Below are 11,786 nucleotides of genomic sequence, written 5' to 3'. Positions count from 1 at the left end.
GACTCCCAAGGTAGAATTTCGAGCCATGCTCGATCAGCTCTATCAGCAGGTCATCCTCGACCACAATCGTTCCCCGCATCACTACGGAAGCCTCGCTGGCGCAACCCACAGCGCCCGGGGCCAGGACGCCCTGTGCGGCGATGATATCCTGGTCGAACTCCGTCTTACTGACGGCCGTGTTGAGGAAGCCGCCTTTTCCGGAGAAGCCTGCGTGATCACCACGGCCAGCGCTTCGATGCTGATGGATTGGCTGGTGGGGCGCTCCCGGACCGAGGTCGAGACTGCCTACGAACGGTTCGGTCAATTGCTCGAAGACCCGGAACGACCCGACGATTCAGAACTGGGGGATATCAACCATCTGCGGGCAGTCAGCGGGTTTCCCGCGCGGGTGCGTAATGCACTGCTGCCGTGGCGGACTGTATTGCGTGCCTTTAAAGAACGCGGAATCGCATGACCCGGTAGAACCCGCCGAAGATATCCACGTGCTCGTCGAGTTCGATTTCGCGTCCTTCCTGGGCGGCACATGTCTCCATGGTTTCCACCAGGTTCTCGTTCCAGAACACGCGGAGGAACGGTTCCACGGTCGTGAGCGTCCAGCGTATGGGCGCAAAGCGATGGAAGAAATGGCGGCGTCGAGTCTCGCCGTACTCGGCGATGACGAATCGGCCGCCGGGACGAAGCACGCGCACGGCCTCGCGCAGGCAGTTACGCCGCGCCTCAGGTGGCAGCTCGTGGAGGAACAGGAACATCAGTGCGGCATCGAAGCTTTGTTCGTCGTATTCCAGGCGTTCGGCGTTCATGCGTGCCACGTTGGCCTTCAGTCCGGCCGCTTCGAGCTTGCGCTCGGCGGCCTGAATCTGGACGGGCGCGATTTCGGCCAGGTGCAACTCATCGACGTCCGCGGCCAGGGTCGGCGTCAGCTCGCCGTAGACGGCCGCGATCTGGAGGGTCTTGCCGGCGTTGGGGGCATCCATCAGGCGCCGGGTCTCGTTCATGATGCGGCGGTAATTGCCGAAGAGAATGGTGTTGATGATCGGCTGGTGGTCGAAGAACCACACGGTGAACGGCCACAGATAGGTCCAGCGGTAGTAGCGGACCAGGTAATCCGGCAGGGCTTTGTCGTCCCGCGTCGGGGTCTGGACGGCCGGAGTGCTGGTGGTGGTGTGCCCGCCGATCGCAGCGTCCTGGCGGTACTCCATTTTCTGATTCTTCATGTCCCCGCCTCCACGGTGGCCGATCCCAGGATCGATATTTTGAAATTCATGCCGTCGGCAGTAGCCCGTACAGGAGCGCTACGGTGATCACGGTTGCCAGCCCGTAGCACAGACGGGCAACCAGCCGGCGCGTGCCGGGACGTCGAACGCCCAGATCCTGTAGCGTCATTCGAAGCCGGTGTGCAGCATGCCACAGGGGCAGCGCCAGCACGACCAGGATCGCGAGTTTGCCGACCGGGTGGTCGACGAAAGCTTGTATGCGATCGTGCGACAACGCATCGGCAGGCAGGACGCCGAGCGTGACCAGCAGGACGGCGAGCATGACAGCGGGCAACAGGAATGCGGCCACGGTGCCGCCAGCGGCGAATGGCAGCCAGACCATTGGCTTGTTCGATCGAGCCACGTTACACCCCCACCAGATAGAGAATTAAGAGGGACGCCAGGATCCAGGCCGCGTAGTGGGCCAGTTCGATCCATCCCGATGGCACCCGGGTTTCGCCGATCCAGATGGGCATCGTGCTGGGTGCCAGCCGGAACCAGCTGACCGTGTGATACAGCACGAACAGCAGCGCCACGATCTGGAACACGATGCCCGGGGCCGACCCCAGGGCGCCGAGAAAGCCCTCCCAGGCTTCCGGCCCCTGCCGGAGCCTGATCAGGCCGACAATGGCCATGCCAACCCAGGCGCCGACCCAGATGCAGGTCAGTTCCCGGAGCATATAGCGCACGTAGTTGGGCTGGCTCAGCCACCATAAGGCCGGCATTTCCGGCTGCCAGGGCGTGGGTCCTTTCATGACTTGCCTCCGCGCTTCAAAGGCCGCGTGATCCAGTCCATGGAACTGGCCAGTTTCATTTGCTGGATTGCGCCAGCAGGGTCAACGCCCTTGGGGCAGACCTCCGAGCACTCTCCCACGAAGGTGCATTCCCAGACACCGTCTTCGCTGGCGGTGACTTCCTCGCGCTCGGCCCGTCCGCCGTCGCGCGAGTCCTGGTTGTAGCGGTGGGCGAGGGCGAGTATCGAGGGGCCCAGATAATTCTCGTTCAGTCCCACCTGGGGACAGGCCGAGTAGCACAACAGGCAGTTGATGCACATGGTGAACTGGCGGTATACGGCCAGTTCCGAGGGCTGTTGACGGAATACGTCCTCCTCGGGCGGTTCCTCCCCCGGTATCAGGTAGGGTTTGACTTCCGGCAGCCGGGCCGCGAACGTTTCCATGTCACCGATCAGGTCGCGGTGGACGGCCAGGTTGGCCAGGGGTTCCACGCGCACGGTTTCCGGGTAATCGCGCAGGAAAGCTTTGCAAGCCAGCACCGGCTGGCCATTGACCATCACGCCGCAGCTGCCGCAGACCGCCATGCGGCAGGACCAGCGGTAGCTCAGGGTGCCGTCCAGGTGGTCCTTGACGTAGTTGAGCGCGTCCAGCACCACCCAGTCCTCCATGGCGGGAACGTCGTAGCTTTCCCAGGTGGGCTCCGAATCCGTTTCCGGGCGGTACCGTTGAACCTCGAGCTGGATGCGGCGCTCAGTCATCGCTCGTTCCTCCGTAGACGCGTTCGGCGGGCTCCCAGCGTGTGATGGTAACCGGTTTCCGGGTGATTTCCGGCGGCCCGTCGCCGCGAAAGCTGGCCATGCTGTGGACCAGAAATTCGTCGTCGTTGCGCTCGGTGAAGTCCAGGCGCTGGTGGGCACCGCGGGACTCGCGGCGCATGCGCGCTGCATGCACCAGGGCCTCGCCGATTTCGAGCATGGAGCCCAGTTCCAGTGCGTAGGCGAGTTCTGTGTTGAACACGCAGCTCTTGTCCGTGAGGCCCAGTTTTCCGTAGCGCTCGCGGAGCCCGGCAATGCCCTCGCAGGCCTGGTCGAGCCGTTCCTGGTCTCGGTAGATGCCGGCGCATTCCTCCATGTACCCGTTCAGTTCGTCGCGCAGGCCTGCCACGGATTCCTCACCCGGGTCCGTATCGAGCAGGCGCTGGACGCGGGACATGGCGGTTTCGGCCAACTCCCTTGCCGACGCCTCGTCCGGATGCTCGGCCCTGGCGGTGGCTGCGTTGTGGCCCGCGATGCGCCCGAAGACCAGGAGCTCCGTGAGCGAGTTCGAGCCCAGCCGGTTCGCCCCGTTGATACTCACGCAGGCGCATTCCCCGGCCGCGTACAGTCCGGTCACCGGGCTTGCCGCGTCGATATCGGTGTCGATGCCGCCCATGGTGTAGTGGACGACCGGGCGCACGGGGATCGGTTCGTGCACCGGGTCGACGGCGGCATAGATGCGCGCGAGCTCCCGCACGAAGGGCAGGCGCTCGTTGATCTTCTTCTCGCCCAGATGGCGCACGTCCAGCAACACGACCTGGCCGGCGGGATGATCGACCGTGCGGCCCTTTTGCTGCTCGTGCCAGAAGGCCTGGCTGAGTCGGTCGCGCGGTCCCAGCTCCATGGCTTTCTTGCGCGGCCACGGGTCGGGTGGGCCGAGGTTGTAGTCCTGCAGGTAGCGATAGCCATCCCGGTTCACCAGGATCCCGCCTTCGCCCCGTGCCCCCTCGGTAATGAGGATGCCCTTGCCGGGCAGGCCGGTGGGGTGGTACTGGACGAACTCCATATCCTTGAGCGGCACCCCGGCACGATAGGCCATGGCGATGCCGTCCCCGGTATTGGTGCCGGCATTCGTGGTGAACGGGAAGGCGCGTCCGGCACCCCCCGTGGCCATGACCACCGACGGCGCCGCGAAGACCACCGTCTCGCCGGTTTTCAGCTCGATGGCCACGCAACCCATGCATCGGCCATCGGCCACCAGCAGATCCACGACGTAGTACTCGTCATAACGATGAATTGCGTCGTACTTGAGGGAGGTCTGGAAGAGCGTGTGCAGGATATGGAAGCCGCTCTTGTCGGCCGCATACCAGGTGCGTTCGATCTTCATGCCGCCGAAAGGGCGGACGGCGACGCGGCCGTCGGCCTGGCGGCTCCAGGGACAGCCCCAGTGCTCCAGTTCCCGCAGCACGCCGGGCGCTTCCTTGACGAACAGGTCCACCGCGTCCTGGTCGCAGAGCCAGTCGCCGCCGCTCACGGTGTCGCGGAAATGGTTCTCCAGGCTGTCGTTTTCGCTCGCAACGCCCGCTGCGCCGCCCTCGGCGGCGACGGTGTGGCTGCGCATCGGGTAGATCTTGGACACCAGGGCGACGTGCAGGGAAGGATCGGCTTCGGCGGCGGCGATCGCGGCCCGCAGGCCTGCTCCACCCCCTCCGATGATGACTACATCCGCATTGACAAACCGCATCGTCGCTCCCTTGGCGTTGCCGGTTTCACGGTGCCGGTCTGGCACCGGAATTCCCGATTTCAGTTCCTGGGCGCACTATCACGTAGCAGCGAAAGTGGCCGGTTGATCTGCATCAAGAATACAAGACGGAGACGCAGAAACAAAGAAACCAGGGCGCGCAACCGGCAAAACGCTGAATGAGGCCGCGCCTGCTGGCAGACAGGATCGCTTGTGCCCATGCTCGAATGATATGGGTGACGGGGATGGCAGTAACGTCGCTGCTAAACTCAAAACATGGCCATTGATCTGGACGCCCTGCTGCCCGAAATTGTGGATCTGCTGCTCGACCCTGTTTTCGTGGTCGACGAGGCAGGTCGGATCGTGTTTGTGAGCAGGGCCTGTAATGCGCTGCTCGGCTACACGCAGCAGGAAATGGTGGGTACTTTCGTCATCGACCACGTCCATCCGCAAGACCGGGATCGGACGCGCACGGCAGCCGAGCGGGTTATCGGCGGCGCCTCGCATATCGATTTCGAGAATCGCTACGTGCGCAAGGACGGCGGGGTGGTGCACATTCTCTGGTCTGCCCGCTGGTCCGAGGAGCATCGTGTTCGAATCGCGGTGGCGCGCGACGTGACGGCGCTCAAACGCGCGGAGAACGTCCGGAGCGCCCTGTATCGCATTTCCGAGGCGGCGCACGCGGAGGACAGTCTGCCGGCGTTGTGCCGCGAAATTCATCGGGCGATCGCGGATCTGCTGCCCGCGGACAAGTTTTACGTGGCGCTGTACGACCTCGGCAACGAAACGATCGCTTTTCCCTATTTTGCGGATCATCGCCAATCGCCGCGTCAGGCAGAGCCTTTGCCCGAATCGGCCATGGCGGAAGTGATCCGCACGGGGAAGGCGCTGTTGGCGATGCAGGGGGAAGATCGCTCCGAACTGGGTGCGAAGCCGGCCTCGTCGGAGATCAAGGCAAACTGGCTGGGCGTGCCGCTGGTATCCGGGAATGACGTCGTGGGTGCGGTGATTCTCGAAAGCGGTATGCCGAGTGAGCAATACACCGACAAACACCTCGATCTCTTGCAGTTTGTCTCGACCCAGGTGGCCACGGCCATCGAGCGCAAGCAGGCGCAGGAACGGCTGCGTCACATGGCGCATCATGACGCGCTCACGGGGTTGCCCAACCGTGTCCTGTTTTACGACCGGCTGGAGATGGCGCTTCGCCGTGCCCGTCGCGACCAGGAGTACCTGGCGCTGCTTTACCTCGACCTGGACAATCTCAAGACCGTCAATGACACACTGGGTCACGAAACAGGCGACCGATTGTTGAGTGAGGTAGCAAGCCGGCTCAGGGACTGCACCCGTGTATCGGACACCATCGCTCGTATGGGTGGCGACGAGTTCACCGTGTTGTTAACCAATGTGGCTGGTTCGGGTAGCGCCGATATCGTGGTCGATAAAATCCACTCAGCTATGGCGGTTCCATTGCAGGGGGACGGCTATACGCTGAACCTTTCGGTGAGTATCGGTGTGGCGGTTTACCCGAGTGACGGGGAAGAAGCGGGCAGTCTGGTGCGCAACGCCGATGCCGACATGTACACCCAGAAGCAAAGCGCGCGAAGCAAATGAAAAAAAGCCCCGCAACCAGCGGCTGCGGGGCAGTTCGGTTTCTTGTTGTGGCAGGGCTTGAACCCTGCGGGTACATCGCTTTTGTTGTTCGGGACTAGCCCTCGTCGGGCTGGGGCGTGCTCCCCTGGGCTGGTTCGTCGGACGGGGTGGGCTTGCTGCCCTTTTCGCGGTCCCAGTCCAGGGCCTTGGTTTTTATTTCGCCGAACTTCTTGGAGAGGCTGCTGAGCTTGTCGTCCCATTCGGGGTTCGGCTGCTGGCCTTCGGTTACATTGAAGTAGACCTGCATCAGGGCGGTCATGCCGATGGGTTCGATGACGGCCTGCTTGATACCCCAGGCGAAGACCACAGCGATAACCAGTGTGAGGATGCCGGCGGTACCCGGAAACAGGGAGACCAGTCCGGCGACCGGCAGCAGCACCACCAGGAACACGAGGAAGGTCATGGCCCAGATGAAGAAGGCCAGCCAGAAGGCGTTCTTCAGGAAGGTCTTGTAGTTCTGCGCGTACAGGATCAACGCTGTCTGGCCCGAGCGCCAGGGGTTGTCGGCCTTGGTGCGCATGTTGTGCGCCAGGATGACCTCGTCGAGGTAGGTCAGCGACAGGTTGATGACGGTGTTGATGAACTTGACCAGTCCTTGCAGGCCGGGGATCGGGATGAACGAGGTAATGGTGAAGAACGCCCGATTGAACGTCTTGAGCACGGCCTTGATCAGCTGGTCGATACCGAACAGCACGGAGGATTCCACGAAGCGCTCGCGCACGATGCCCTGGGCGTAGTCGATCTGGCCCTTGCCGTCGGGAAGCTCCCGGCCTTCGAGCAGTTCAACCAGCACCGCGATGTGGCCGGCCTTGACCATGTAGAGCAGGTACTCGCGCAGGAAGTAGAGGATGGCCGACGTGATGCCGAAACCGACCAGCCCGCCCCAGACGCTGAACGAGCCAGGGTCATCGCCGATATGCCCGATAAAGTACCCGATCCCCGCACCGACGCCGGTGACCAGTACGTAGGCCAGCGTGATGCCGAAATAGATCAGGAAGCGAAAGATCAGAAATGGCAGTGTCTTGGCCATCAGGCCCAGCACTTCGCCGATCTTGAAGTCCATCATTTGGGAATCCCTCTTTTGATACCAGGTTGGTCGTGTCCGATATTACGGGAAAACCGGCCGGACTATGCCACTTGCAAATCAGATCGCGGCCCGTCCGGTTCACCGGTCCGCCGGATCAGCCGCTGCGCCTGTAAGGTTTTTCAGGGCCCAAGCAATAGTCGATGCAGGCGCGGCGCCATCAAGTCGGCCTCATAACGGGCGTTGGCCGTGGCGATGTAGACCATCACATCGAGTTCCCTGAACCAGGAGAAGTCGGTGGCGAACACCCGGTCGCCGCCGCGGTGGCCGATGACCGGGCCCCAGCGGCTGTCGCGGAAGCTCAGGCCATAGCCGTAGCGGCTGCCGTCGGGTTCACCTACCTTCGGCTCGAGCCAGATGTCCTGCCAGGGCTCGGGCAGCCAGGTCCGGTTTCGGATCGCCCGATACCAGTCCACGATGGCGCGAGGCTCGGCCAGCAGGTCGCCGGCACCACGCAGGTTGTAGCCCAGGCCGTCGTCCAGTCGTGGCCGTTGGAGATAATGGCCGCGGCCCTTTCCCTTGCTGCGCCCGTGCACGAGCTGGTCACTCGTCCATTTTGGCCCGAGCAGGCCGATGTCTTCGATGCCGGCCGGTCGTAGCAAGCGCTCATGAAGGAAGCGCTCCCAGGTCTGGCCGCTGACGGTTTCGATGACGGTCGCCAGCAGGTTGTAGGTCATGTTGCTGTAGTTGAAGCGCTTGCCCGGGATGTGGTCGGGCCGGTAGTGATTGATCCGTCGGATCAGTTCTTTCCGGTCAATGGGCTCGAAGCGTGGATCGCCCTGCCAGCTGCGGTTGTGGACTTCGGCCGGCAGGCCGGCGGTGTGGGTCAGCAGATGCTCGATGGTGACATCATTCCAGGCGGCGTCGAGACCTTCGAGATGGCGGCTGACGGGATCGTCAAGCGCCAGCTGGCCGTCGGCGGCAAGCGCCACTACGGCGCTGGCGGTAAAGGGCTTGGTCAGGGAGGCCAGCGGCAGGACGGCCCCGGCATCGACGCGGCGGGAATCGTCAATGCCCATGGTGCCGTAGCCGCGGAGTAACAGCAGCTCACCGGCATGGGCGACGGCGACCTGGCCGACGAAGCCTTGTTGTTCCAGTCTCGAGAGTTCGGCCTGGAGACCGGCTGTGCCGGCATCGAGTCTTTCGGCCGGCGGAACGCTAACGCAAGCGGGCAGCAGCAGGATCAGCAGCGACAGCAGGAGAGGCTGGGTGCGCCGGCCGGCTGCGCTGAGCGCTGTGGCCGGCGTCCCCGAAATGTTCATTGCACTACAGTTCGCGGATATCGACGAAGTCGCCCGACTCGTGGTTTTCCTTCAGGTCCTCGAGCAGGTCGAGAATGCTGTCGGCCGCCTCGCGGGGGCTGGGCATTTTCTCGGTACCGCGAGCTTCCTTGAGTTTCTGGACCGAGGGGAATTCCTCGCTGTCGACCTCGTCGCGGATGTAGTCCTGCATACCGGTCTCGATCAGGCCGGGTGCCAGGCTGATCAGGTGCGTGTCCGGCATTTCAGGGGCGTAGAGCTTGATCAGGTGGTTGAGCGCGGCCTTCGACAGCGAGTAGCCGCCCCAGCCGTAGTTCATGTTGACTGCCGCGCCGGAGGAGATGGCGACCACCTGGTCGATCGGGATCTGGCGCTCGATGAACCAGTCCAGGATCAGCTTGTTGGCCCACACGTTGACGCGCATCATGTGTTCGAGGTCGTGCACGTCGGTGTGCGAGATCTCCTGGATGCGGCCGAGCATGCCGGCATTGAGCACCACCAGGTCGAGGCGCAGGCAGTCGGACAGCAGTGCGTCCAGGCCCTCCTCGAGATGGTTGAGATTGCCGATGTCCTGCTCGCGGTCGCGGATGCCGTCGTCGTGGTGCTCGGCCAGCGGACAGCCCCGCCGGCTCATGCCCCAGATGAGAGCGTCGCGCTCGAGCAGCGCTTCGGTCAGCCCCAGTCCCAGGCCGCTGCTGTTACCCGTAATGAACACGTTCATTGTGATTTACTCCCTCCCGATAGTGCGTTCGAACAGGTGCAGGATACGCCAGTATTCGTCGCGCCAGCTATCCGGGCGGGTAAAACCGTGCCCCTCCATCGGATACGACGCCATTTCCCAGTGATTCTTTCCGAGCTCGATCAGGCGTTGCGCCAAGCGCACGGAGTCCTGGTAGAAGACGTTGTCGTCGAGCATGCCGTGGGCAATCAGTACGTGGCCTTCCAGGCCTTCGGCAAACTCGATCGGCGAGCTGCGCTTGTAGGCTTGCGGGTCGACCTCGGGTGTGTTGAGGATGTTCGAGGTGTAGAAGTGGTTGTAATGGGCCCAGTCGGTGACCGGCCTGAGTGCGGCCCCGGCTTCGAACACCTCGGGTGCCTTGAACATCGCCATGAACGCCATGAAACCGCCGTAGGAGCCGCCGTAGACGCCGACGCGTTCGGGGTCGGCATCGTGGTTTTCGACCAGCCAGTCGACGCCGTCGATCAGGTCTTCGAGCTCGGGTGTGCCCATCTGCCGATAGATGGCGGTACGCCAGTCGCGTCCGTAGCCGGCGCTGGCGCGATAGTCCATGTCGAGCACGTGGTAGCCGCGCTCGGTGAGCAGGTTGTGGAACATCTGCTCGCGGAAGTAGTTGGGGTAGCGCAGCCAGGTGTTCTGCAGGTAGCCGGCGCCGTGGACGAACAGCACCACCGGATATTCATCGCCGCCGTGGGCGGGCTCGCCGCGGGCGGGGTAGAACTTGGCCCAGACCGGGCGCTCGACATGGCTCGAGGGCACGGGCACGATCTCCGGCTGCTGCCATTCCACGGCCTTGAATTGCTCGGTGCGTGTGTCGGTCAGCGGCTCGAGTTCGCCGGATTCGAGATCCGCCAGTGCCGCCTGCGGTGGCAGGTAGGACTCGGAGTAGCGCAGCAGCACATGCTCGTCGTCGCCCGGGCGGACGGTGAATGATTCAATGCCCTTGTGCCCGGTGATGCGCTCGAGTTCGTCGCTTCCGAGTTTCAGGCGATAGAGGTCGTATTCGCTCGAGTGGCTGCGGTTGGTGAGCATCAGGACCGATTCGCCGTCCTGGCGGATGACCGGGTCGAACACCTCGAAATCGCCACTCGTGTGCTGCTCAGTCTCACCCGAGTGTGCGTCGACCGTATAGAAATGGCTGTAGCCGGTCTCTTCGGACAGCAGCCAGAGGGTTTCGGAGTCGGGCAGCCAGCCGAAGTCGTTGAAGTACCAGTTGATCCACGCCTCGTCGGTGAGGCGGTGGCGGTTGTTCAGGGCCGGTTCGTCGGCCGTCGTCGACACGACTGCCGTCCAGCGATCCTTGTTGTCGATGGCGCGAAGCTGCACTGCGGCCAGTTGGCCGTCGGGGTGCCATTCCAGGCCGTTGACGCTGACCTCACGCAATTCGTCCTCGCCCAGGGGGTCGACGTCCTGTTCGGACTTGAGTTCGGCCAGTGGGTCGGTGCCGATACCCGGCAGGCTCTCGAAATCCAGCTCGTGCTTCTTGCGATTCTCGAGATCGAGCAGCCACAGCTTGCTCGGCGCCGGGGCGTTGCGGCCCACGCGGGTGCGCACGTCCTCGACGTCGATGTAGCCGGACTGGGTGACGTAGTGCGGCATCCGGCCGTTCTTGCCGTCGGCGTGACCGGCCGGCCGGACGGCCAGCAGCAGCCAGCGGCCATCGGGCGAGAGGCTCGAGGTGCCCGGTTCCATGTCCTCGCCCAGGTACCAGGGCGCCACCGAGCGGCTCGGATCCTCCGCGGCGGCCTTCTCGGCCTCGCTGCGGGCCTCCTGCTGGTCCTCGCGCCGGTCGCGCAGGCTTTCGAACAGGCGCAGTTGCGTTTCGGCCAGGTCGTCGTCCGGTTCGGCGTCGGGCTTGTCTTCAAAACGCAGGTCGGTCACCGGCCAGTTCAGGTGATCGACCAGGTCGTGCACCCACCACTGGCTGCCGCGGCGAAAGATCACGCGGTCGCCTTCGGGGCTGAAGGCTGGCTCGGCGTCGGTGTCCGTGCTGCGGGTGAGCTGCAGCAGCTCATCGTGACCGGGCATGCGGGCAAACAGATTGCCCTCGCGCACGAACACGGTACGGCCGGTGCCGGGATGAACGACCGGTTCGGTGCCGTCGATGCCGGCCTGCCCGGCGTAGTCGACCACGCTGTCCTCGCCCGTGGCCAGATCGATGCGGTGGATGTCATAGAGCTCGCTGTCTTCGCGCTCGACGCGGTAGTAGACGGCCTCGCCGTCGAGCTGCCACCAGGCCTCTTCGACGGGCGGCCCGATCCACTGTGGATCGGCCATGATTTGCTCGAGATCGGGCGTCTGCGCGAATGCACTGCCGGCCAGTAGCAGGCCGGCCAGGATTGAAAGTCGTTTCATTACGATTGTGAGCGATTGGATTGAATTTGTTCCCGAATTCTACACGCCTTCTCACCGGGCTCCGTTACAATGTCACCCACACCGTGGATCGACTCTGGCCGTGTATCGACAGGGTTCGGTGGGCCCGGAAGGATCAGGGTAATTCCTGGATCGGGCAGTCCTTTCCAATCCAGAGATGAGCCTGAAGGGGCGAAGTGATTGAGGTTCGTCAGGCGG

At 63.5% G+C, this 11,786-nt stretch carries 11 protein-coding genes; 2 read left to right on the top strand and 9 right to left on the bottom strand.

The features are described from left to right. Window positions 1-25 precede the first annotated feature (25 nt). The gene (sufU, locus tag DZK26_RS11720; protein ID WP_116899040.1) at window positions 26-454 is read left to right on the top strand and encodes a Fe-S cluster assembly sulfur transfer protein SufU; all 429 of its coding nucleotides are present in this window, start codon (window positions 26-28) and stop codon (window positions 452-454) included. Here the strand turns inward: sufU and DZK26_RS11715 are convergent. From DZK26_RS11715 to frdA, 5 genes are read right to left on the bottom strand one after another with little or no spacing between them, the layout of a single operon-like run. Then, complete coding sequence (locus DZK26_RS11715) at window positions 432-1,214, bottom strand: methyltransferase domain-containing protein (protein ID WP_116899041.1); 783 nt, start codon at window positions 1,212-1,214, stop codon at window positions 432-434. The two genes, sufU and DZK26_RS11715, sit on opposite strands and share 23 nt — an antisense overlap. A gap of 46 nt (window positions 1,215-1,260) precedes the next feature. Continuing rightward, window positions 1,261-1,617 carry a fumarate reductase subunit FrdD gene (gene frdD / locus DZK26_RS11710; RefSeq protein ID WP_116899042.1) on the bottom strand — a complete coding sequence of 119 codons (357 nt, stop codon included), beginning with the start codon at window positions 1,615-1,617 and terminating at the stop codon, window positions 1,261-1,263. Between the two features lies 1 nt (window position 1,618). Continuing rightward, entirely contained in the window at window positions 1,619-2,008 is a 390-nt protein-coding gene (locus DZK26_RS11705) for a fumarate reductase subunit C (RefSeq protein ID WP_116899043.1), read from the bottom strand. Beyond that, window positions 2,005-2,745, bottom strand: coding sequence for a succinate dehydrogenase/fumarate reductase iron-sulfur subunit (locus tag DZK26_RS11700; protein ID WP_116899044.1), 741 nt, complete (start codon window positions 2,743-2,745; stop codon window positions 2,005-2,007). The genes DZK26_RS11705 and DZK26_RS11700 overlap by 4 nt, the downstream gene beginning before the upstream one ends. Further along, on the bottom strand, window positions 2,738-4,486 hold the full coding sequence (gene frdA, locus DZK26_RS11695; RefSeq protein WP_116899053.1) for a fumarate reductase (quinol) flavoprotein subunit: 1,749 nt from the start codon (window positions 4,484-4,486) through the stop codon (window positions 2,738-2,740). Before frdA ends, DZK26_RS11700 begins: the two co-directional genes overlap by 8 nt. A gap of 273 nt (window positions 4,487-4,759) precedes the next feature. Here frdA and DZK26_RS11690 point away from each other — a divergent pair, with 273 nt between their 5' ends. Further along, the gene (locus tag DZK26_RS11690) at window positions 4,760-6,094 is read left to right on the top strand and encodes a diguanylate cyclase domain-containing protein (protein WP_116899045.1); all 1,335 of its coding nucleotides are present in this window, start codon (window positions 4,760-4,762) and stop codon (window positions 6,092-6,094) included. Window positions 6,095-6,188: 94 nt separating this feature from the next. On the opposite strand, the gene DZK26_RS11685 is transcribed toward DZK26_RS11690, so the two are convergent. The 4 genes from DZK26_RS11685 to DZK26_RS11670 all read right to left on the bottom strand — a co-directional run bounded on the left by DZK26_RS11685 (window position 6,189) and on the right by DZK26_RS11670 (window position 11,570). Continuing rightward, window positions 6,189-7,199 (bottom strand): hypothetical protein, encoded by a 1,011-nt coding sequence (locus tag DZK26_RS11685; protein WP_116899046.1) that lies wholly within the window; start codon window positions 7,197-7,199, stop codon window positions 6,189-6,191. A gap of 140 nt (window positions 7,200-7,339) precedes the next feature. Further along, window positions 7,340-8,479, bottom strand: a complete 1,140-nt coding sequence (locus DZK26_RS11680) for a serine hydrolase (protein ID WP_116899047.1) — start codon at window positions 8,477-8,479, stop codon at window positions 7,340-7,342. Between the two features lie 4 nt (window positions 8,480-8,483). Continuing rightward, entirely contained in the window at window positions 8,484-9,197 is a 714-nt protein-coding gene (locus tag DZK26_RS11675) for an SDR family NAD(P)-dependent oxidoreductase (protein WP_116899048.1), read from the bottom strand. A gap of 6 nt (window positions 9,198-9,203) precedes the next feature. Continuing rightward, window positions 9,204-11,570 carry a prolyl oligopeptidase family serine peptidase gene (locus DZK26_RS11670; RefSeq protein WP_116899049.1) on the bottom strand — a complete coding sequence of 789 codons (2,367 nt, stop codon included), beginning with the start codon at window positions 11,568-11,570 and terminating at the stop codon, window positions 9,204-9,206. Between the last annotated feature and the right edge of the window lie 216 nt (window positions 11,571-11,786).

It is taken from the genome of Wenzhouxiangella sp. 15190, from assembly GCF_003417465.1.
Classification (GTDB): Bacteria; Pseudomonadota; Gammaproteobacteria; order Xanthomonadales; family Wenzhouxiangellaceae; genus Wenzhouxiangella.
This window is presented reverse-complemented; position numbering and strand designations above follow the sequence as displayed.

Bases quoted from the DNA above. Each gene is read 5' to 3' on its own strand.
- frdA (WP_116899053.1), bottom strand. From the start codon at position 4,486: ATGCGGTTTGTCAATGCGGATGTAGTCATCATCGGAGGGGGTGGAGCA.
- sufU (WP_116899040.1), top strand. From the start codon at position 26: ATGCTCGATCAGCTCTATCAGCAGGTCATCCTCGACCACAATCGTTCC.
- DZK26_RS11675 (WP_116899048.1), bottom strand. From the start codon at position 9,197: ATGAACGTGTTCATTACGGGTAACAGCAGCGGCCTGGGACTGGGGCTG.
- DZK26_RS11690 (WP_116899045.1), top strand. From the start codon at position 4,760: ATGGCCATTGATCTGGACGCCCTGCTGCCCGAAATTGTGGATCTGCTG.
- DZK26_RS11715 (WP_116899041.1), bottom strand. From the start codon at position 1,214: ATGAAGAATCAGAAAATGGAGTACCGCCAGGACGCTGCGATCGGCGGG.
- DZK26_RS11685 (WP_116899046.1), bottom strand. From the start codon at position 7,199: ATGATGGACTTCAAGATCGGCGAAGTGCTGGGCCTGATGGCCAAGACA.
- DZK26_RS11700 (WP_116899044.1), bottom strand. From the start codon at position 2,745: ATGACTGAGCGCCGCATCCAGCTCGAGGTTCAACGGTACCGCCCGGAA.
- DZK26_RS11670 (WP_116899049.1), bottom strand. From the start codon at position 11,570: ATGAAACGACTTTCAATCCTGGCCGGCCTGCTACTGGCCGGCAGTGCA.
- DZK26_RS11705 (WP_116899043.1), bottom strand. From the start codon at position 2,008: ATGAAAGGACCCACGCCCTGGCAGCCGGAAATGCCGGCCTTATGGTGG.
- DZK26_RS11680 (WP_116899047.1), bottom strand. From the start codon at position 8,479: ATGAACATTTCGGGGACGCCGGCCACAGCGCTCAGCGCAGCCGGCCGG.